This is a genomic window from Bradyrhizobium sp. LeoA1Lang, assembly GCF_055413685.1.
Window position 1 is genome coordinate 1 of the sequence record NZ_JBVAPG010000104.1, and the last position, 18485, is coordinate 18485.

The window sequence follows — 18485 nt, forward strand, 5'->3', positions numbered from 1 at the left end:
GACGGCTGGCAGACCCTCGCCAGCAAGCCCATTGCTCAGCCGGTTGATCTTGCCGCCTGAGCAGATATCATCCGTTCACCGGAGACTCGCGACGGACAAATTCCAACCAAGTTCGCGACGGCACCTCACCACGAGGCGCAGCGGTTTGTAGACACTTGCGGCCGCGGTGTTATCGATGCAGAGCCCTGCCCGCGAGAACTCGGCGGGAAGCGAGCCGCACCGGCGCATGGTGCTTGCTACTTGCGCGCTCGCATCCTCGATGGCGTTCATCGACCGGACAGCGCTGCCCGTTGCGGGCAGCGAAATATCGGCGATGCTGTAGTCGGCGCCCATCACCCAGTCGCGGCACGCGACCTTTCGTCGAGGACACCGAGCAGCCGCGCTGATTGTCTTGCGTAGGGGTCGCGCGGGCGATTGTCGGCGTCGAGTTGATGGACAAGGGCCTCGAGACGGTCATGGCGCGGCGAGTTAGTGCTGTCGGCCTGCACGGTCCATAGCTCGACGATCCTGATACACTCGGGCATTGGGCGCAGCCAAGCAGCTACGCCACCACGGTATCGCGGTGATCGTCGACGCCAGTCTGAAGAGCGGCTCCATCGCTGAGAGCCGCCGTGGCGCACATACGTCAGGCGGGATGTCGCACCGCCGTGCCTTGATTATTGTCGATAATGTACCGCCAGAACCCATCCGCGCCGCGCCGCATGATGTCGCTCGCTGTGCCGTGCATGTGCACGATCTTGCCGTCAGGACCTGTTCCGTCAATTGACCAGTCCAGCACAATCTGGGCGGTGTCGCCGCCGACGAACACATGGCGCACATTTGCCTTCAGCGGAAGGCCGAGCTTGATATCGTGCTCGAGTATGGCCGTGAACTCGGCGCGATCAGTGATGGTTCGCCCGTCGTTCGCGACGAATACCGCCTCCGGGGCGTACAAGGCCATCATTGCCTCGATCTTTCCGGAGTTAAATCGCTTGAGCAGAGACGGGATAACGCCTTCGGGTTCAGTTGGGAGTGGAAATCTCTCGGACATCAGGGGGTCTCCTGTTTTCTGCTGGGCGCCATTCGGTAACATTTACGAATGTCGCAGTTATTGATCGCAGTGCCGGACGAATTTTTCCAATAGCCGGTGCGTATAGTTTTCATAGCGGCCGGGAATTGTGCCCCGACGGTCCTCTCCGCCATTCGTAAATCAAGGCAAGTTGTGCAGGCCGCGACGCGTCACGCCGCGCGGCGAGCGGCAATAACGATCGTCTATCGACTCTATGGCGAGACGTGATTTCCCTCGCCGGGGGTTCGACCGCCATGGTGTAAGACGTTTTTCTGTCAGAAGCGGTGAAGGATCATTCGGCGCTTTGAGCGCTAGACATTTCAAACAAGGAGCGCAATTGTGATGCTGCAGAATAACGATGTCTTTCCCTCTCTTACCTTTGCTCGCGTCGGTGGCGGCGAAATCCATTTGCCTGCCGATCTCGCCGGTTGGTTCGGTGTGGTCCTATTCCACCGGGGTTCCTGGTGTCCGTACTGCAATGCCCAGCTTGCCGCTTTTGCGAGAGCGGCGGACAAATTCGCTGGGGAAGGCGTCAAGGTCGTCTCTGTATCGGTAGACGATCGGGAAAAGTCGGAGATGCTCGTCGAAAAGCACGAGCTCAATTTCCCGATCGCTTACGGCGCCAACGCGCGAGCGGTTTCCGCAGTCACCGGCGCCTTCGTCAATGACGATCCCGTCTGTCTCCAGGCAACCGGCTTCGTCCTCAATCCCGAAGGCCGGGAGGTGACGGCCGTGTATTCGACCCGCGCGATCGGCCGTCTGATGCCCGACGATGTGCTCGGATTTGTCCGCCACCTCAAATCTTTGGCAAAGAACTGAAGACCAGCGGCAGACTAGCGGGGAGGTCGATGAATGGCACAGCCACTTGTGGAGCCGTGCAGCCGCGGCGTTATCGATGCAGCACCCTGCCCGCGAGAGCTCGGGCGGGAAGCGTCGCCTCAGTGCCGGCGCATGGTCCTCACGGCCTGTGTGCTCGCGTCCTCGATGGCGTTCATCGATGGGACAGCGCTGCCCGTTGCGTTACCGAGACTGCGCGCTGATTTCGGAGCGGACCTCGCCTCCGTTCAATGGGTTCTCAACGGGTATATGCTGGCGCTCGCCTCGCTGACATTGATCGGCGGCGCGCTCGCCGATGTTTATGGCAAGGCGCGCATGCTCGGGCTCGGTTGCGTCCTGTTCGGTCTGGCGTCCGCAGCTTGCGCGCTGGCGCCTTCGCCCGCCTGGCTGATCGCTGCCCGCGTCGCGCAGGGAGCGGCCGCAGCGATCGTCACCCCCGCCAGCCTCGCCCTGATCGGGGCCACCTATCCGCGCGCGGAGCGAAACCGGGCGATCGGCGTATGGGCCGCGGCATCGGCTCTCACCACCGCCGGAGGTCCTGTCCTGGGCGGCTGGCTGACCGAGACGTTTGGCTGGCCATCCGTGTTCTGGATCAACCCGCCGCTCGCGCTCGTCGCAGTGGGAGTCCTGCTGGTCTTCGCGCCGAAAGATGGCCGCATCCAGCGCAGGTTCGACGTGATTGGCGCCGCGATCCTCGCTTCGGCGATCGGAGCGCTCACCTGGGCGCTCAGCCAAATCGGCCCTAGTGAAGCTCAGGCCGCTGCGGACACTCCAGCCCCGCCGGGCACGGTGCTCACAATCGTCGCCGGGCTTGGCATTGTCGGGCTCGCCGTCTACGCGTTCTGGGAGCTCAGAGGCGAACACCCGATGACGCCACCTCGCCTGGTGGAGAACCGCGCCTTCCTCGGGCTGAACGTCGCCACCCTGATGGTCTATGCGGGGGTTTCGATCATGTTCTTTCTGCTACCCTTTGACCTCGTCGATCGCCGCGCCCTGTCGTCGACCGATGCCGGGCTGGCATTCCTGCCCTTCACGCTCGGCGTGGGACTCTTGTCGAATTTCTTCGGCGGGTTGGCGGACAAGATTGGCGCACGGGCCATGCTCGTCGCGGGTCCGGCAGGTGCGGCACTCGCGTATATCTTGATGGCGCTCGGCCGGGACGAATCCCTGATGCTCGGCGTGATCGGACCCATGACCCTGCTGGGCCTGTCCTTCGCTGTGCTCGTGGCGCCGCTCACTGCGTCGGTCATGTCGAGTGTGGATCAGGCCGACGAAGGGCTCGCCTCCGGCATCAACAATGCGGCGAGCCGGATTGCACAGCTTGCCGGGGTAGCACTGGCCGCCGGCGTCGCGTCTTTCGCGTCCGGCTACGAAGTCGGTCTTGCCGTAGCCGCTGCGGCCTCGATCGGCGGCGCCTTTACAGCTGCAATAACCCCGACGCCGGCCGCGGCGAAAGCGGGCGGCTCGGGAGGGACTTAGAATCTGAACCGACGAGCGCTGCTGGTAGCGGCTCCCATCAGAGCGAAGGCCATTCCGGCGACCAAACAAAAGACCGCGCCATGATCTCCGCCCAGGCCCAAGATCAGTGAGACCAAGGCGGAACCAAGTGACCATCCGACGTAGCGCGCCGCGGCATTCATCCCACTCGCAGCCCCGCTACGCCCTATGGGTCCAGCCGTCATCATCGCAGTGTTGTTCGGGGTCTGGAAAAGGCCAAAGCCGATACCGCAAAGGGCCAGCCGCCATACGACATCCCACTTCGCCGGAGTTGTCGGCAAGAAGACCATCAGAACCAAACCGGCCGCCAACAACGCCAAACCAATGCTGCAAATCACCGAGGCAGGATAGCGGATTGTCAAGCGACCGGCGATTGGGGCCGTGACGGCAGTCATGAACGGCCAGGGCGTCAAGAGAAAACCTGTCTCCACGGCCGAAAGATGCATCCCCGTCTCAAATAAGAACGGCAAGGAGACGTAAGCTAGAATTTGTGCTGCATAGGAGCAGACAGATGTCCACACCGATAGGGTAAACAGAGGTATACGGAAAAGATCGAATGGTAACATTGGCACAGGGTGCTGGCGCTGTTGTCGAACGAAGAGTCTAAAACAGACAAGACCTGCAACGATCTCTCCCATCGCAATACGCCCATCGCCAATACCCAGCGTGCCGACACCGACGACGAAAAGTCCGAACGCTAACGCATTGAGAGCGGTCCCGGTCAGGTCGAAAGGGCGAGCAACCCGAACGTCTGATGGAGCAGCGGCAATGAATTGCGGTACCGCGAGGCCGAATGGCACATTCACCAGAAACAACCAGGGCCATTTTGCCACGGCAAGTATTGTCGCCGCGATGGTAGGACCCAATGCTCCAGGTATCGCCACTGCTAATGCGACCAACGCGAGGCCCTTGCTGACCATGCGGTGCGGATAAATCACGCGTACAAATGCAACGCCGGCCACAGCAACGCCGGCCGCTCCAGCACCCTGAATCAAGCGCGCACTCACCAGCATCGGCAATGTTGGAGCGAAGGCGCAACCCAACGACGCGAGAACAAAAATAGCTAGGCCGGCGGCATAAACACGCTTCAGACCGAGTGATTCGGCCAGACTTGCAACGGGCAACAAGCAGACCGTTGCCGAAAGCTGATAGGCGTTCACGACCCAAACGGTCGCTGCGTCACTACTTGCGAATGAACGCGAGACATTCGGCAACGCGATATTCACGATCGCGCTTCCGAGGGAACTTAGACCAAGTCCAAGCAAGATGCAGAGCATTACCCAGCGGCGCTTCGACGCCGCTAAACATTCGACGCCGCCCATCAGGATGCAATCTCCGGCGCGAACTTTGGGCGGGGCCCGTGCCGCGCACCGCGCCCGCCTCTCACGAGTAGTCACCGCCGCTCTGCTGGCTGAGGTTGCCGAGGTAGTCGCGCTTCCCGATCTTCGCTCCGAAGTGCCGAAGAATCGCGTGCGCAATCGAGATGTGGAAGAAGAAGTTGGGCAGCACCAGGTGCCGGATGTAATCGTCGCCGCCGAACCACCCGCGCACGATAGGCGGCGTCAGCTCGTATGTGTGGGACCGCGCGCCGGCAATCTCGTCCGGCCGCACGTTTTGCAAGAAGTCGCGCGCCTCGAGGAGCCGGCCCTTCAATGCAGGGTACATCATGGGGGTGTTGTGGGGTGCTGGCGCGTCGCGCTGCATCAGCTTCGCCATGTGTGCGTAGACCTTGTTGCAGCTCACGGAAAACTGTTCTCCGAAAGTCAGCATGTCGGTCGCGAGCCGCTCGCCAAGGATCCTCCCAAGCTCAATCCCCCTGATCCGCTCGAGTGCTTGAGCGTGATCGAGATAGTCGTCCATCACGTTCAGTCCGTGCACCATGACAGGGACCGTGATGTCATAGACCGAGAAGGACACGTCGAACTCCATGCGCTCGTTTGTACTCTGAACGTCGATCGGACCCGCAAGGCCGATAGCCGAAACGAATGGTCACAACAGGCTCTTCAATCTTCCAGATTGCCGCACCAGCTTGCGGGATTCGACATTACCTCCGCGAAACTGCGGCAAGAGAAGAGCGCCCACGCATACGGTCGCCTAGTGACGCAGGACGGGATATCCATTCACATAAATCCAGTCCGTGGCCTGGGCCGGCACGTGGCACCCCTGGCAATCGGAATGGTAGTCCGTCGAGGTGGTCTTGAGCGGCTTGTCCGCGTCGAACCACGACCATCCCCACCCGTCGCCCCACAACGGGTTGCCGGGGTGCGTTCCCTTACTGTCTCTCACCATGACGAACCAACCCTTGAGCTTGTCGGCGTGGCTCACCGTGCCGGTGGTTATCTCGTTCGTCGAGGTCTCGAAGACCTCTTTCACCAGAACGGCGCCGTCCGGGAAGTGCCCTGTCTTCCGGTAGGCGTCGATTGCCCCCGCAGATGCGTAGACGGCGTGCATTTCCTTCGAGCCTTGGCCGCTGTCGGCGGCAATTGCCCAGTTCCCGAGCGCTTGGTAGAGGGTTCGATAGTCTGCCGGTACGCGCAGGTGCCCGGCGGCGTCCACCACGTTCGCGGTCGGGTCGGCCGGAGCCGCTCCGCTGATCTGAGCGAGCGCCGCCACGGTGCCGGCGACCAGCGAGACGGCGACGGCTAGTCCGACAGTCCTCGATAATTTCATAGGGGTTTCCTGCTGCCCGCGCGCGGCACGGCGGCTCGGCGCAATGGCTTCAATCAATGTCGGGCCGGCCGCGCGTGCTCGGCCGGTCCAGCGGACCAGAGGATCGGATACAGCCGACGAAATCGGAAATTCCCTTTGGACATGCATTCGATAGGCGTGAGGTATCGTCGTCCAAAAGCGCCGTGCGCGCCGGCGTCCCGTCTGTCGGCGATCAGCCGTCGAGGAGTGCGGCGTACTCCGGGTGCCGGGCGGCGTAGGAGGACATGAAGGGGGCACTTCGCGATCACTCTTCTCCCGTCGCGTCGCAACGCTTCGAAAACGCCATGCGCCAGCCTCGATCCATACCCTAGGCCGGATAGCTCTTGTGGCACCTCCGTGTGGAGCAGGACGACGCGACCGTCTTCGACCTTGTAGTGGGCGACTGCGAGCGCGCGCTGTCGTAGAGGGGCATTTCAAACCGGCTCATCGCCGGATTGTCCCGGATGTCGCTCTCCACCTTCTGCCTTCCTCAGTAGGACGTGGAAGCGGCCTGGCGCAGCGAGACCAAGATTTGCGCGGGCTCCTCCCGTATCGTGAAGTCGGGCTCGACGAACGCGCTGCGGATCCGGCCTTCTGCGTCGATCACGTAGGTCGCGGGAATGGGCAACATCCACACCGGTGACCCGTGCCGGGCGCCGAAGTCGAAGCCTAGCCTGGAATAGTGCGCTTTGGTCTCGTCGGGCACGCGGAACAGCACGCCATACGACATGGCAACGCCGTAGTCGACGTCGGAGAGCACCTTCAGGTCCAAGCCCAGGCCTCGCTTGAGCTGCCGCGGGAAGTCCCTCGTCTCGGGTGTCACGACTGCGAGGGTCGCGCCGACGCTCTCGAACTCATCCTTCGCGGCCTGGAGGGCGCAGAGCTCAGCGCTGCAGAACGGACACCAGCCGCCTCGGAAGAAGCTCAGGACGAGTGGTCCGTTGCGGCGCAGCTGTTCCGAGGAGTGGAGACGGCCGTCGGCATCCGGCAGGAGGAAGTCGGGCGCGTCGTCTCCGACCTTCAACGCGTGCGATGCCACGTCTGTATCGCGGAGCCAGCCCACGAGGTGGTTGTATGACTCCCAGTCCGCGGCGCTGAACGTCGTGAACAGCTCGGTGCGAACCCGGGCGAGTGTCTTGTCGGTCTGGTTTGGCATCGGCGGGGAGTTATCAGGCTGAGGATCGATTGGCTGGAAACGGCTGGCCGCCGGCGTGCGTGTCCTGGTCATGCGGGCGCCCTCGCCACTTCCGGGACCGCTGCGTGCGGCACGCCCCGGTCGGGGACTTCGACCGACCAGTCGCGAAGCCGCGCGACCTTGACGAAAGCGTCCAGCGCCGGCGAGTAGCGACGCCCTTGCACAGCCAGCAGCCGCACCTCGCGCGAAACCGGGCAGCCTTCGAGCGGAATGGTCTTGAGCGTCGGAAGGCGCGGCATGTGCTCGGGCGCGAGTATCACGCCGAAGCCAGCGGCGGCCATGTGCTGCAGGTGCAAGTCGTGACCGCTGCAGTGACCGCGTTGGGGCGGTTTCTCGGGGAAATACGATTGCAGGATCTTCGGGGCGACGTCGCAGTCGGCGCGTTCCAGCAAGATGGTCTCACGGAGGTCGTCGATGCCGATCGAGGGACGGTTTGCGAGCTGGTGTGTCCGCGCGAGAAGCGCGACGTAGTGCTCCTCGAACAGCGACCAGTCGTCGATGCGAGCAGGTATGTCCTGCACGTCCCCGACCATTGCGGCGCCGATCTCCCCCTCGAGCAAGAGGTCGACGAGCTTCTCCGCCGCGCCCTCGCGCAGCTCGACGTGAAGTCCAGGGACAAACTTTGCGATCTCTGCGATCGGATCGAGGACGAGCGACGCCGAGATGGATGGGGCGAGGCCGATTTTCAGTGGCGCGACGTCCTTGCGTTGGAACTCCTGGGCTCGGCGACGCACCGCCTCTGCCGAGGCCAGTGTGCGCTCCAGCATCGGAAGGACTTCCTTTCCAAGATCGGTGAGCTGCGTCAGCTGGCGTTCGCGGTAGATCAACTGTCCGCCGAGTTCCTGCTCGAGCTTCTGCACCCCCTTGGTCAGGGCGGGCTGCGTGACATTGCACTGCTCGGCCGCGCGGGTGAAGTTGAGCGTGGACGCGACGGCGAGGAAGTAGCGAACTTGATGAAGCTCCATGGGTTGTTCTCCGTCAAGGTGCGGCCGTCGATACTGACGAGCCTTTGCACTCGACGACGTGACGGGCACGTCGCAATCATGAGGGCGTAGATGCTACTTGTGGGCACACGTTGGAACGGCTCGGTCGATTGATTTGGACGCACGGACACGCTTTCCGGAACTTCTGAGAGCCGGGCCAGTGCACTGTGAGGTGGGCGAGAACCAGACGGGCCGCCGCGCCGGGTGTGCGCGATGCCGAAACACGATCGTCAGCGCTGAGATCAATCGTTGGACAACAAGCGGAGCAAGCCCCAACGACAATTCGTCAACCGCCAACACGTCTGGGCGAGCCATGATCCTGAGAACCTACGCTAGGCGGGTTGGCGCCATCCACTGGCGGGGACCACGATTTGGCTGGCTCTTCCGGACGGAGCGGTGTCAGGCGTGGAGGGTCTCGCCGCCCTTGGCATCTGCGTAGTATTGAGGCGCCTCGCGACGGTCGTATTTCCCGTAGTCGCGCACAATCCGCACTCTCCGGACCCTCGCCTTGTCGAGCGGCGCGGAAGCATCTTCGTAGGCCTGCGCCGCAGCGGCGTCCTTCCAGGATATGAGCAGAATCAGGTCGCCGGGCGTGAGCACGGCGTCGAAGATGTCCCAAGACGTGCAGTCGGCGGCCCAAGGGTTCAGTCCGAGCCACTCGGCGCACTCGTACGGGTTGTTGGTCTGCTTCCACTCCGCGGGGCGCGTCGCGTTGATCAGCATGACCGTCGTTCCCTCCCCGACTTCGGTCTCATCGAGCCGCTGCCCCGTGAGGGCGTACCCAGCGGGCACCTGATTGTCGGCAGTGATCTCGCCTACGCGGAGATGGTAGTCCGCGAGGATTTCGTCGCGGCCCTTCTGCTGGACCTCATGGTGGCGCATGCGGGTGCGCCAGCGGACAAGCGACTTCTCGTCCCGCCAGTTCGAAAGCGAAAGGATCCAGCCCTCGCGGGTCAGGCTCTTGTAGCGGATGTTGTCGACGAAGCCTTCGACCTGCTCCAGCTCGGGGCGCAGCATCTTGGCGTTGTCGAGGTAGTCATCCCAGTTCTCTTTATCGGGGAGGACTTCGAAAATCACTGAAAACATGGTCGTATCCCGCTTCTAGAGTGCTGCAGCGAAGTCGGTCTCGATGTCGGAGTGCCCCAGCCATGCGCGCCGCCTTCGCAGCAGAAGACCTTCGAGCCATCGATCGATCGTCTTGGACAGCATCCGCGTGGCTCCCGTTTCGTTCACTGTTGCGTATCCTTGCATTCAGCGCGACCGTGATCGCCGCAGGCCGCACGGATAATCTGGCGTTTGCGAAAATTATCCTCTCGCGAAGCGAGAGGGATCGTCTCTCAAGCGCCGTAGCGCTCGGTCTTGATCGCCCCGGCTTCCAGTCCCAAAGCGAGCGCGGCGTCCGCCGCGATGTCGACGAAGGCGTTCGACCCGCACACGAAGGCGCAGCCGGGGGGACACAGGCAGCCGCCCCGCGACGCTAGCGACCATCCTGCCGTCGATCCGCCTGCTGAAGTCGGTGCGGCGCATCGCCGGCTCGCGTGTCAGAGCCAAGGCGAGCACGAAGTCGGGAAGCGACCTCTCCAGCTCGAGGAGCTCGTCCCTGAACAGCACGTCACCCCAGGTCCTGGAGGAGAGCAACAGCGCGACAGGCACTGGCTCTCCGCTGGCTTTCCGATACCGGATCATCGCCATGAGCGGCACGACGCCGGAGCCGGCGCCGATCAAGAGCACTGGTTTGTTGGAAGGCCCCGGCCAGAGAAAGTGTCCGCCAAGCGGCCCGCGAAGCTCGATCGTGTCGCCTACTTGGGCGACGTCGTGGAAGAACGGGGAGACCTCACCGTCCGGGAGGCGCTCGATCGCCAGCTCGATCACCTTGGAATCGCTCGGGGCCGAGGCGATCGAGTAGCTGCGCATGGCAGTGTAGCCGTTGGGCGCAGTCAGCCGCACGTCGACGTGCTGTCCGGCCGTATAGTCGAACGGTTCGGAGAGGCGGAGAAAGAAGCTCTTGATAGCCGACGTTCTCGTCGCGACCTCGACAATCGCACAGCTCTGCCATCGCGCGGTTGCGGCAATCGCTTCAGTCATTCGTGTATCGCTGCTCTTTCCACGGATCGCCGTACATGTGGTACCCGCGCAGCTCCCAGAAGCCGGCCTCGTCGCGCTCCGTGAACTGAAGCCCGTTCACCCACTTCGCCGACTTCCAGAAGTAGAGATGCGGAACGAGCAGGCGCGCCGGCCCCCCATGGTCGCGCGGCAGCGGCTGGCCTTCGTACTTGAGCGCGACCATCGCCTTCCCCATTGCGAGGTCGGCGAGCGGCACGTTGGTGGAGTATCCATCGTAGCAATGTGCGAGTGCAAACGGAGTGGGTGCGGTAAGGCCAGCGTCGGCGAGGATGTCGTCGACGGCTACGCCCTCCCAGGCGGTGTTGAGCTTCGACCACGAGGTCACGCAGTGGATGTCTCGCGTCATCTTGGTTCGTGGGAGCGCGTTGAACTCCGACCAGCTCCACGCTTTGACCGGACGAGGTCCGACCTTGAGCGTGAAAGTCCGGTCCGCGGGCTCGATTCGCGGCGTGGGGCCGGCCGTAAGCACCGGGAAATTGTCGACGAGGTGCTGTCCCGGGGGAATCCGGTCCGATAGTTCTGATCCGGATTGGCGGCCTGTGAAACCGCGAGTGACCATAGCGGATTTCCTCCGTCGGCGGGTGAAAGGAGCTTAGTCCCGCACAACACGCTAAGCTGCTGTGCGCCAGATGAGCAAGGTACCGGCGAAGCATGGAATTCCGCTCGGCGAATGGGAAATGACGTCACGCCATGAAGTCGATAGCCGCGCGTTATGATGGCCGTAGGCACGTGAACATCTCTTCGCGGTCGCCGAGAGTTCCGCTCGGGCGAGTGCTCGCAGACCGAAGCGCCGCACTCCCTCCGCAGCGGTGCCAAGCGTCTCTCAGCCATTCCCGATAACGGTCGGCTATCGACTCCATGGCGAGAGGTGATTTTCCTTTAGACCGTCATAGACTCAATCTTCGAGCTGCAGTCGCCCCCCTCGTGTACGGGCCGAAGTCGGCGTTCCGTTGAACGATCGCAAGCCAGGAGGTCCGACATGCGGATCAAAGAGACACCCCACGTTACCTTCCCGGGCGTGGTCGAGAGCCCTCCGCCGGAGGATGTCGTCGTGCTCGCGGACAGCGGCGTCGCGCTTGGAGTACAGCGCGCATTCGGTGCGAAGGTGCGGAGCGTCTGCGATGACGGCAGCGGCCTCATCGCGTCGAGGTGCGTGGAGATTCCGCTCGTCGGGCGTCGCGGCGAGATCTCCGGGATCCTGTGCCGGACCGCCCCATGGTCCGACACGCGCGGCGTGTTCTCCTCCCGCGGGCCGGAGGGGGCGGGGGCGATCGGGGACGTGGCGCAGTTCGTGGTCCACGACATCAACAACCTTCTCGCTGTGATCGGCAGCGGCCTGCGGTTGCTCGAGTGCCAGAGCGACGCCGCATACCGAAAGGCCATCGTCAGCAAGATGCAGCACGCGATCACGCAAGCAGCGTTGCTCAGCCGTCAGTTTCTCGACGCTGCGCGACCACGCGCCGAGTCTCAGCGATGGAGCTCATGATCCCGCCCGGCGGCCTCGACCGTCCGGTCGACCACGAGACGGACCACGTGCTCGGCCCGACCGATGCCGAGATGACGCTCGTCGAGTACGGCAGCTACGCGTGTCCGCACTGCAGGGCTGCCAACGAGCCCATCGCGCAAGCACGCGACCAACTCGGCGACCGCGTCTGCTACGCCTTCCGGCACAGGCCACTCACGGACATCAGCCTTGCGTTTCGGGCCGCCGAGCTCGCTGAGCTTGCCCAGACACCCGAGGCGTTCTGGTCGGCGCAAGCCGGCGGAGTACACGTGGCGGCAGTTGGCCGGGGCAGGAGCTCTCGCTGGCATCGGTTTCACGATCTCGCTCTTCATCACCGGGCAGGCGTTTCCAAGCGCCACCGACTTCTCAGCCGCCAAGATCGCCGTGTTCGCCGCGTCGATTCTTTCGGCCGTCGTTGGGACTGCCCTGCTCTGGGGAGCTTCGCGCCAGGAGCTGATCGAAGACGCGCCGCAGAGCGCTGGCATGCAAGTGTCATAGCCCGGTGTTTATGCGGATCGTGAACGGAGGGCTTTCGATGATTTTACCTGCCGGTACGACAATAGCAGTTGCTGACGGCGAGACGATGCGCCTGTTCCACAATACAGGCGTGAAGGCGCCCCATTGGACGGCGGTGGATACGGTACCATAGAACCATCCATTTAGAAGGCCGCTGAGTCGTACCAGGCGTCAGGCTCCAAACAGCTCAGGGCGTTTCGAAAGCCTTTCAGCGCCTCGCGCAGGCGCTCCAGCGGCCCTCATGCCACGAGATCCTACTGCCAAGCCGCCGAGGGCGCGGGAGCCGGCACACTAGAGGCAGTGTCAGCCAGGGCAAACGAGCTGATCGGTCGGACCTTCAAAGGCGACCGGGGCACAAAATCGAAGCCGATACCAGGACCGCATCTGGTCTACGGCTTTCTCACCACAGCGCCGAATGCAGTTGTCACGCCGATCCATCCCAAAGCCATGCCGGTGATCCTGACGACTGATGAAGAGCGAAATGTTTGGATGCGCGCACCGTGGGATGAAGCGAAGGCGTTACAGCGACCGTTGCCTGACGATGCGCTTAAGATCGTGATGCGGGGCGAGGACAAGGAAGACAAAACAGCGGCGTGATGCCTGTAGCATTATCGACGACAACACGCTGAAAAAATCGACGGCACCCGCATACGCCGTGTTTAGGGGGTCCAGAATGGAAACTTGTAGGGTCAACGTTTGCTGTCGACCGATGCGAATTGCATGGGCGGTTCACTCAACAGATCGCGATGCGATCCGCCGTGCTGTCAAATTGACCAATGCGCTTTGAGGAGGACGGCACAATCCGATTGTATTTGCGGATCACCCCGAAAATGCCAAGCGACTGATTGATGTTTTCCGGGCCGATCACATCGTCCCTCTTGGTGGCGCGCCGGAATTGCAGGCCCTCCGTGATGAATATCCGCATCTGATAAACCCATTTTTGCAACACGAGTTGTTCGTTGATCGTCAGTTTGGGCAAGGGCGATCCTATCTTCTCGATGTTCAAAACGCGCTCATTTACTGGGAGTAAGCGGCGGGACTGGACCGGTGCGCGTGAGCATGGATTCCACCGGATTGTTTGGGACAACTCCGATCCGATGGCAGATGCGTGGTTGTTTCAATTTAGCGCGTTTCCCGAGCACAATGAAATAGGAATCGATTACGCATCCGTTCTTAGGCAGGCTACTGAAGCACCTGACTTCCGAATCGACCCCGCCGCACCCGTCTCTGACGAAGTCTTTGACCTGTGCCTACCGTAAATCACATCCGGCCATATTGACGGTGCAGGCCGCCCAGGATTGGGCGGCAGGCGATATTCCCGGCCCATTCGACGCCGCGAGGGACCGGGGCATCCTTGTTCAATGCCAAATGAGTGCGCGTGGCGTTGTAGTAATCTTGGTACGACAGCAGGACATGGCGGAGATGGCGTTCGCCGAAGACGACGACATGATCAATGCATTCCCTCCGGATTGAACCGATCAACCGTTCTGCACAGGCGTTTTGCCAAGGTGAGCGGAAAGAACGTCGGGCGGTCTCGAATGCCGATCGACCGGACCCGGCGGACAAAGATCTCGCCATAAGCTCGATCGCGGTCCCTGATCAAGTAACGAGGGATTTGCTCCCAGCCACAGGCTTCAGTGAGCTGATTCGCGATCCATTCGGCCGTCGGGTGCGCGGTCACCCCAAACCGCAGGATCTGCCGCCGGCCATGGCCCATGATCAGCAAGCCATAGAGCAGTCGGAACGAGATTGTCGGCACGACGAAGAGGTCCATTGCGACAATGCCCTCAGCATGGTTGCGAAGGAACGTCTTCCATCCCTGCGAGGGAGGGCCCCTCCTCCGCGCCATATACTTGGCGACGCTGGTCTGCCCGATCTCGACGCCGAGTTTGAGAAGTTCTCCATGGATTCGCGGCGCTCCCCATAACGGGTTGGCGATGCTCATCTCGCGGATCAGTCGGCGAATTTCCAACGCTACAGCTGGTCGCCCGCTACGATGCCGCGATTTCCACCGCCAATACGATCTGAAACCGGCACGGTGCCAACGGATGACGGTATCCGGCTTCACAATCGTCAACGCCTTGATGGTATTTGGCACCAACCGATACAGCCCAACAAAGACCAGGCGATCCATGGCACTGAGGGCCAGTCTTTTCGGCACATGCCGTCGCTGGATGTTAAGTTGATGACGAAGGATCAGGATCTCAGCTTGCAACGAAACCCGCGACCGGAACAATAAGACCAGCACGGACCAGACCAGGCTGTAGGCTTCGCTCATGAGACAGAAGCATTGCGCAATTCGGCCTCACATACCAGCCGGATCAGGTTTCCGACAGAGACAGCCCGCCGTGATAGCCGCCCGTGGGATTTGCCGAAGTCTCGCAAGCGTTTTCGGCGTTTAATGACATGGGTCCGGTAACAACGTCGCTGATGATATGCTCGAAATACGGACCTCTGTAATTGGGAGCCACCTTGCCTTTCAAGGGCGACGTGCGGCAGCGGCGCGCGCAAACGAATGCGGGCTGCAAATCCTGACACTGCCGCAGCTCGCTGCAAGGCTTGCGGGTGGGTTTACCGCGCCACTTGCGACGGAGGTACTCGACCTTGCCGTGCAGCACGCATTAGCCGAGGGCGGCTTCGTCGAACTCGATGCGGTAAGACACCTTCCGGGGATGTATCGAGCAGTTTCGCGCACGAGTGCAGGCTGTCCTGCCACTGGTCGAGCTGCTCACAAGCGGAATTTCGGCTGCGAGGGAGCCGGCCAGCAATTGCTGCGCGGACGCGCACTGCAGCTTTGGGAAGCGGCTTTGTGGACCGCGCCGCCCGAGGCCATCGAGCTTTCTTTGCAGAATGCGCGGTTCGAGTCCGAAAACGACGCCGCCGATTCGATCGTCTGGTGTTCGGCACAGGATCTAGCGGCCGCGCCGCGCACCCACGTCCGTCTGCTGGGACTCACGAACCGGAATTGGCCTCGACGGGCCGGCGGCGATGCCATTCTACCTGACCATGTCCTGCCGGCGGACGAGCTCGATGTCGATCCAGTCGCCAAGGCCGACCGCAGACATTTCCGGGTCATCCTCGAAGCGGCGTCCGGCGAGGTCGTCCTGTCGCGCAGCCGCCGAAGCGCGCAAGGTAGCCGACTGGGACGAAGCCCCCTCCTCCAGGATCGCGCCGAAATCTCGCTGTCGAGAGCCCGCGTCCCAGAGCACGCCTGGAATGAGGTGGACCGGCTCATGGCCCGTCCGAGGGACGCCGCCAAGATCAATCGAATCGCGTCAGCTGATCTGTGTTGGCGCAATTGGCATCTCGGATCGCTGACGCGAAATGACGGCCAGTTCGAGGCGGATCATCCAGTTGTCCTGAGGGCGATCGAACGCGTGCAGTCCCCGACATCCTTGCAGAGATTGCTGCGAGATCCACTCGGCTTCGTCTGGCGCTACGGACTTGGTTGGATGGCGCCCCAGGATCGGGAACAGCCGCTCACGATGGCGCCTACCGAGTTCGGCAAGCTGGTGCATGAGCTCCTACGGCGTTCGGTCAACTTGCTTGAGCAACAGCCTGGTTATGCGCGCGCGTCGGACCGAGAGATCGAGGACGCACTGAAAGAGGCCGCCCAAGTTGTCCGCGAGAGCTGGCCGCTCGAGGGGCACGTGCCTCCAACCCTGCTGTGGAACAACACACTCGATTTCGCGGCTTCCCTTGCCCTAGTAGGGCTATTGCGCAAGGAAATCACGGAAACTGCAACGCGCAGTTGGACCGAGGTTCCGTTTGGTCAATCCGAGGACTTCGCAATCGACCGGAAATTGCCTTGGGACCCGAGGATTCCCGTTGCCGTACCGGGCACGCCCGTAAAGCTGCGCGGCACTATCGATCGCCTGGACCTGCGAATGGATCATTCCGCCGCCCGCCTAACAAGACAAGCGAAGCTCCCAGGAATGCCAACCGCATCGTGATCAACGGCGGGGCCGAGCTTCAGCGGGCGCTGTATGGCCTCGCTTGCCGGCAGTTGCTGCAGGAAGATCCGCAGATCGTCGCCAGGCTTCTTTATCTCCGGGGCGAGCCTCTGGTTCTAAGGCTTCACGATCTCGATGCGGCAATCGAACAGATCGCAGCCTTCATCAACGTAGCCGTTGCAATGCTCCGACGTGGCTCTGCGGTGCCGGGTCGGCTGTCGTTCGACAAATCCAACGAGCTGCGATTGGCGCTTCCGGCATCGCCCGGCTATGAGAGGCGCAAGCTCATAGCCTACAACAAGGCGAGTGAAAGTATCGCCCGCTTCTGGAGCGTACCATGACGGCCATGGTGGACGACGCCGAACGTCTGCGGGCTTTGACCGACCTGGACTCCTGTCTGTTGGTTGAGGCAGCCGCGGGCACCGGCAAGACGTCCCTTCTCGCGGGCCGCGTGGTGATGCTGCTCGCGGCTGGCGTAGATCCAAAATCCATCGCAGCCATCACATTCACAGAACTCGCGGCCGGCGAACTGCGTCAGCGCATCGCGTCGAATCTCGACTGCATCCTCTCCCTTCCCGCGATGGCTTGCGTCTCAGCGATGCAAAAGGCGATCAGGCGCAGCATGGAGCGGGAAGCCATGGAGTTCGCGTGCGAACTCATGCACACGTCCAAAGCCTTCCACGCCATGGTCTGCAACCGGCTAGAAATCATCTGCCATGAAGATTTCGACACCCTGGCCGCGCCATGGGTCGTCCCGTTCGTCGCCTTCGCACAGTCCAAGGAGCGCTACAGCAAGTCGATCGGTGAAGCCCGGCTCATATGGTTGGCAACGTAATCCGCATGATGTGCAGGTCGCCGAAATCGCGCGCTGGCTGCCATTTCGGCGCAGCCATCGGCCTTCGATCGATGCTGGAGAACTTCGTTCCGACAATCCCCGACTGGGCCAACGACCAGCATACGCTGGCAGGCCGCAAACTGGGCCGCGATCTCGATCATTTCCGCACCGAAGGCGCAAAGCTGATACCGCCGCCGACAGGTGATGACCCTTACGAGGGCGAAGCCTATCGGTTGTGGGCGCTCAAGCAGCAGGGCAAGTGAGACGCGCTAACTGGTAACGCCGGGAAAATCACAAAATTCGGTGCTTTTATTCCTTGACCGAGCGTTGGTTTTTCGACTCCAAAATTGGGACTTGCGCGCGTTGCGAGGTCGCGCCCGGAAACTGTCCAATTTCGGACGCGTTACGATCATTCGCTCCAAGTCCCCGGTACCATCCAGACGCAACTGGACGGTCCGTTCAGGTCGCCACCAGCGTCCTTTCCGTACTTCACCAACAAGCCGTCCCGCCTCGTGCAGACTTCGATAGCGTAGACCATGATGCTGATCCTTTCTAAACTGGTACATTCTCCTCAAGGGATCTAAGTCCGAGGTGGTGGACACTTTTTCTGGATTGCACGGAAGCAACTCCAATCACGAAGTTCTGAGATGCCTGCCCCGTGCTCGCCGACAGTCGCGTCCTCGCTGACGAGGTGATGGCCGGGATTAAGTTCTTGGCGTTTCGCCGGCAAGCCGATGAAAGCGGGCAAGGCATTGAGATCGCGAGGCTTGCGCTATAGCCCGTCATCCTGCCACGGCATCGTTGGCAGCGACGGCACCTGCCGTCTGTACCTCCGCCGCTCGCCCGTCATGGGCGTCGGCAGCTTCAGAGTGGCCAACTTGGCCACTCGTTCCCGGCTCACCTCCGGCCCCTTCTCGAACGCGCGATGCGGCTTCACCTCGCGCGCCAGTTCTTTGGCTTCGGCCTCGTCAATGCCGCGCCAGCGGTTCGATAACCGGAATACGTTGCCGCCGCGCGGACCCGTCTCGATCTCGATCAGGCCAAGATTGACGAGCATCGGCAACGCTGACGACACCACCTTCTGCGTGATGCGGTGATCCAGCATGAAGGAGAGGTAGGACACGCTCGCGCTCTCGCCGGCGCCGATCGCCTGCTCGATTGCAGCGAGCACCCCGCGCGCACTCTGTGGCAGCGCCAAATAGGCCGGGCCGTCTGATCGATCTGTCATCGTCACCTCTCTCGATCCTTCTACAGGCCAACCACACCGCCAGCGCGACCATGACGACGACCGCCGCGACGAAGATC

At 62.2% G+C, this 18485-nt stretch carries 26 protein-coding genes and 2 pseudogenes; 10 read left to right on the forward strand and 18 right to left on the reverse strand.

The annotated features are described in order from the left end of the window. Positions 1–75: 75 nt before the first annotated feature. The 3 genes from ACZYOF_RS28705 to ACZYOF_RS28715 form a co-directional block, all read right to left on the reverse strand. Positions 76–333, reverse strand: coding sequence for a hypothetical protein (locus tag ACZYOF_RS28705; protein ID WP_463717897.1), 258 nt, complete (start codon positions 331–333; stop codon positions 76–78). Then, positions 333–524: a hypothetical protein gene (locus ACZYOF_RS28710; RefSeq protein ID WP_207234456.1), complete on the reverse strand. Its 192-nt coding sequence runs from the start codon at positions 522–524 to the stop codon at positions 333–335. The genes ACZYOF_RS28705 and ACZYOF_RS28710 overlap by 1 nt, the downstream gene beginning before the upstream one ends. Before the next feature lie 101 nt (positions 525–625). Beyond that, positions 626–1030, reverse strand: coding sequence for a YybH family protein (locus ACZYOF_RS28715; protein WP_130578680.1), 405 nt, complete (start codon positions 1028–1030; stop codon positions 626–628). 360 nt (positions 1031–1390) lie between these two features. Between ACZYOF_RS28715 and ACZYOF_RS28720 the strand changes: the two genes are divergently transcribed. Next, a complete protein-coding gene (locus tag ACZYOF_RS28720) occupies positions 1391–1867 on the forward strand; it encodes a redoxin domain-containing protein (protein WP_463717898.1) in 477 nt (158 codons plus the stop codon). A 33-nt stretch (positions 1868–1900) separates the two neighbouring features. After that, positions 1901–3364: an MFS transporter gene (locus ACZYOF_RS28725; RefSeq protein ID WP_463717899.1), complete on the forward strand. Its 1464-nt coding sequence runs from the start codon at positions 1901–1903 to the stop codon at positions 3362–3364. On the opposite strand, the gene ACZYOF_RS28730 is transcribed toward ACZYOF_RS28725, so the two are convergent. From ACZYOF_RS28730 to ACZYOF_RS28775, 10 genes are all read right to left on the reverse strand, one after another. After that, positions 3361–4704 carry an MFS transporter gene (locus ACZYOF_RS28730; RefSeq protein WP_282531199.1) on the reverse strand — a complete coding sequence of 448 codons (1344 nt, stop codon included), beginning with the start codon at positions 4702–4704 and terminating at the stop codon, positions 3361–3363. The genes ACZYOF_RS28725 and ACZYOF_RS28730 overlap by 4 nt on opposite strands. 61 nt (positions 4705–4765) lie before the next feature. Beyond that, a complete protein-coding gene (locus tag ACZYOF_RS28735; protein WP_463717900.1) occupies positions 4766–5311 on the reverse strand; it encodes a DUF1993 domain-containing protein in 546 nt (181 codons plus the stop codon). Positions 5312–5476: 165 nt separating this feature from the next. After that, positions 5477–6052 (reverse strand): cytochrome P460 family protein, encoded by a 576-nt coding sequence (locus ACZYOF_RS28740; RefSeq protein ID WP_282531197.1) that lies wholly within the window; start codon positions 6050–6052, stop codon positions 5477–5479. Positions 6053–6105: 53 nt separating this feature from the next. Further along, complete coding sequence (locus tag ACZYOF_RS28745) at positions 6106–6423, reverse strand: GNAT family protein (protein ID WP_463701593.1); 318 nt, start codon at positions 6421–6423, stop codon at positions 6106–6108. 137 nt (positions 6424–6560) lie between these two features. After that, positions 6561–7298, reverse strand: a complete 738-nt coding sequence (locus tag ACZYOF_RS28750; RefSeq protein ID WP_130579956.1) for a peroxiredoxin-like family protein — start codon at positions 7296–7298, stop codon at positions 6561–6563. Next, positions 7295–8230, reverse strand: coding sequence for a LysR family transcriptional regulator (locus ACZYOF_RS28755; RefSeq protein WP_463717901.1), 936 nt, complete (start codon positions 8228–8230; stop codon positions 7295–7297). Before ACZYOF_RS28755 ends, ACZYOF_RS28750 begins: the two co-directional genes overlap by 4 nt. Before the next feature lie 417 nt (positions 8231–8647). After that, a complete protein-coding gene (locus tag ACZYOF_RS28760; RefSeq protein ID WP_282531196.1) occupies positions 8648–9334 on the reverse strand; it encodes an antibiotic biosynthesis monooxygenase family protein in 687 nt (228 codons plus the stop codon). Positions 9335–9349: 15 nt separating this feature from the next. Beyond that, positions 9350–9481: a hypothetical protein gene (locus ACZYOF_RS28765; RefSeq protein WP_282531195.1), complete on the reverse strand. Its 132-nt coding sequence runs from the start codon at positions 9479–9481 to the stop codon at positions 9350–9352. A 72-nt stretch (positions 9482–9553) separates the two neighbouring features. After that, complete coding sequence (locus ACZYOF_RS28770) at positions 9554–10333, reverse strand: FAD-binding oxidoreductase (protein ID WP_463717902.1); 780 nt, start codon at positions 10331–10333, stop codon at positions 9554–9556. Then, positions 10326–10931 carry a sulfite oxidase-like oxidoreductase gene (locus ACZYOF_RS28775; RefSeq protein WP_130579959.1) on the reverse strand — a complete coding sequence of 202 codons (606 nt, stop codon included), beginning with the start codon at positions 10929–10931 and terminating at the stop codon, positions 10326–10328. Before ACZYOF_RS28775 ends, ACZYOF_RS28770 begins: the two co-directional genes overlap by 8 nt. A 420-nt stretch (positions 10932–11351) precedes the next feature. Between ACZYOF_RS28775 and ACZYOF_RS28780 the strand changes: the two genes are divergently transcribed. The 4 genes and pseudogenes from ACZYOF_RS28780 to ACZYOF_RS28795 all read left to right on the forward strand — a co-directional run. Next, complete coding sequence (locus ACZYOF_RS28780; protein ID WP_130579960.1) at positions 11352–11858, forward strand: HAMP domain-containing histidine kinase; 507 nt, start codon at positions 11352–11354, stop codon at positions 11856–11858. 71 nt (positions 11859–11929) lie between these two features. Next, positions 11930–12058 (forward strand): annotated as a pseudogene (locus ACZYOF_RS28785) (DsbA family protein); the annotation flags it as partial. Between the two features lie 97 nt (positions 12059–12155). Next, on the forward strand, positions 12156–12374 hold the full coding sequence (locus ACZYOF_RS28790; RefSeq protein WP_245476344.1) for a Na+/H+ antiporter NhaA: 219 nt from the start codon (positions 12156–12158) through the stop codon (positions 12372–12374). Positions 12375–12725: 351 nt separating this feature from the next. Then, positions 12726–12989, forward strand: a pseudogene (locus tag ACZYOF_RS28795) (SOS response-associated peptidase); the annotation flags it as partial. A gap of 136 nt (positions 12990–13125) precedes the next feature. Here the strand turns inward: ACZYOF_RS28795 and ACZYOF_RS28800 are convergent. The 4 genes from ACZYOF_RS28800 to ACZYOF_RS28815 form a co-directional block, all read right to left on the reverse strand. After that, complete coding sequence (locus ACZYOF_RS28800; protein WP_130579961.1) at positions 13126–13398, reverse strand: hypothetical protein; 273 nt, start codon at positions 13396–13398, stop codon at positions 13126–13128. Positions 13399–13652: 254 nt separating this feature from the next. Next, the gene (locus tag ACZYOF_RS28805; protein WP_463717903.1) at positions 13653–13958 is read right to left on the reverse strand and encodes an integrase core domain-containing protein; all 306 of its coding nucleotides are present in this window, start codon (positions 13956–13958) and stop codon (positions 13653–13655) included. Further along, positions 13843–14670 (reverse strand): hypothetical protein, encoded by an 828-nt coding sequence (locus ACZYOF_RS28810; RefSeq protein WP_282531193.1) that lies wholly within the window; start codon positions 14668–14670, stop codon positions 13843–13845. The genes ACZYOF_RS28805 and ACZYOF_RS28810 overlap by 116 nt, the downstream gene beginning before the upstream one ends. A 43-nt stretch (positions 14671–14713) precedes the next feature. Then, complete coding sequence (locus ACZYOF_RS28815; RefSeq protein ID WP_463717904.1) at positions 14714–15010, reverse strand: hypothetical protein; 297 nt, start codon at positions 15008–15010, stop codon at positions 14714–14716. 150 nt (positions 15011–15160) lie between these two features. Here ACZYOF_RS28815 and ACZYOF_RS28820 point away from each other — a divergent pair, with 150 nt between their 5' ends. From ACZYOF_RS28820 to ACZYOF_RS28835, 4 genes are read left to right on the forward strand one after another with little or no spacing between them, the layout of a single operon-like run. Further along, positions 15161–16345, forward strand: a complete 1185-nt coding sequence (locus ACZYOF_RS28820) for a PD-(D/E)XK nuclease family protein (protein WP_282531192.1) — start codon at positions 15161–15163, stop codon at positions 16343–16345. Positions 16346–16398: 53 nt separating this feature from the next. Then, positions 16399–16686 carry a hypothetical protein gene (locus tag ACZYOF_RS28825; protein WP_463717905.1) on the forward strand — a complete coding sequence of 96 codons (288 nt, stop codon included), beginning with the start codon at positions 16399–16401 and terminating at the stop codon, positions 16684–16686. Then, on the forward strand, positions 16683–17180 hold the full coding sequence (locus ACZYOF_RS28830) for a UvrD-helicase domain-containing protein (RefSeq protein WP_282531190.1): 498 nt from the start codon (positions 16683–16685) through the stop codon (positions 17178–17180). The genes ACZYOF_RS28825 and ACZYOF_RS28830 overlap by 4 nt, the downstream gene beginning before the upstream one ends. Beyond that, complete coding sequence (locus tag ACZYOF_RS28835) at positions 17165–17443, forward strand: hypothetical protein (RefSeq protein WP_282531189.1); 279 nt, start codon at positions 17165–17167, stop codon at positions 17441–17443. Before ACZYOF_RS28830 ends, ACZYOF_RS28835 begins: the two co-directional genes overlap by 16 nt. Positions 17444–17952: 509 nt before the next feature. Here ACZYOF_RS28835 and ACZYOF_RS28840 read toward each other — a convergent pair. Beyond that, positions 17953–18408, reverse strand: coding sequence for a hypothetical protein (locus ACZYOF_RS28840; RefSeq protein ID WP_282531188.1), 456 nt, complete (start codon positions 18406–18408; stop codon positions 17953–17955). Positions 18409–18485 lie beyond the last annotated feature (77 nt).

Excerpts from the sequence above, each read along its gene's own strand:
- ACZYOF_RS28770 (WP_463717902.1), bottom strand. The coding sequence starts at position 10,333 with ATGACTGAAGCGATTGCCGCAACCGCGCGATGGCAGAGCTGTGCGATT.
- ACZYOF_RS28835 (WP_282531189.1), top strand. The coding sequence starts at position 17,165 with ATGGTTGGCAACGTAATCCGCATGATGTGCAGGTCGCCGAAATCGCGC.
- ACZYOF_RS28810 (WP_282531193.1), bottom strand. The coding sequence starts at position 14,670 with ATGAGCGAAGCCTACAGCCTGGTCTGGTCCGTGCTGGTCTTATTGTTC.
- ACZYOF_RS28725 (WP_463717899.1), top strand. The coding sequence starts at position 1,901 with ATGGCACAGCCACTTGTGGAGCCGTGCAGCCGCGGCGTTATCGATGCA.
- ACZYOF_RS28775 (WP_130579959.1), bottom strand. The coding sequence starts at position 10,931 with ATGGTCACTCGCGGTTTCACAGGCCGCCAATCCGGATCAGAACTATCG.
- ACZYOF_RS28715 (WP_130578680.1), bottom strand. The coding sequence starts at position 1,030 with ATGTCCGAGAGATTTCCACTCCCAACTGAACCCGAAGGCGTTATCCCG.
- ACZYOF_RS28740 (WP_282531197.1), bottom strand. The coding sequence starts at position 6,052 with ATGAAATTATCGAGGACTGTCGGACTAGCCGTCGCCGTCTCGCTGGTC.
- ACZYOF_RS28840 (WP_282531188.1), bottom strand. The coding sequence starts at position 18,408 with ATGACAGATCGATCAGACGGCCCGGCCTATTTGGCGCTGCCACAGAGT.
- ACZYOF_RS28735 (WP_463717900.1), bottom strand. The coding sequence starts at position 5,311 with ATGGAGTTCGACGTGTCCTTCTCGGTCTATGACATCACGGTCCCTGTC.
- ACZYOF_RS28780 (WP_130579960.1), top strand. The coding sequence starts at position 11,352 with ATGCGGATCAAAGAGACACCCCACGTTACCTTCCCGGGCGTGGTCGAG.
- ACZYOF_RS28705 (WP_463717897.1), bottom strand. The coding sequence starts at position 333 with ATGGGCGCCGACTACAGCATCGCCGATATTTCGCTGCCCGCAACGGGC.
- ACZYOF_RS28730 (WP_282531199.1), bottom strand. The coding sequence starts at position 4,704 with ATGGGCGGCGTCGAATGTTTAGCGGCGTCGAAGCGCCGCTGGGTAATG.
- ACZYOF_RS28710 (WP_207234456.1), bottom strand. The coding sequence starts at position 524 with ATGCCCGAGTGTATCAGGATCGTCGAGCTATGGACCGTGCAGGCCGAC.
- ACZYOF_RS28720 (WP_463717898.1), top strand. The coding sequence starts at position 1,391 with ATGCTGCAGAATAACGATGTCTTTCCCTCTCTTACCTTTGCTCGCGTC.
- ACZYOF_RS28760 (WP_282531196.1), bottom strand. The coding sequence starts at position 9,334 with ATGTTTTCAGTGATTTTCGAAGTCCTCCCCGATAAAGAGAACTGGGAT.
- ACZYOF_RS28755 (WP_463717901.1), bottom strand. The coding sequence starts at position 8,230 with ATGGAGCTTCATCAAGTTCGCTACTTCCTCGCCGTCGCGTCCACGCTC.
- ACZYOF_RS28750 (WP_130579956.1), bottom strand. The coding sequence starts at position 7,298 with ATGACCAGGACACGCACGCCGGCGGCCAGCCGTTTCCAGCCAATCGAT.
- ACZYOF_RS28830 (WP_282531190.1), top strand. The coding sequence starts at position 16,683 with ATGACGGCCATGGTGGACGACGCCGAACGTCTGCGGGCTTTGACCGAC.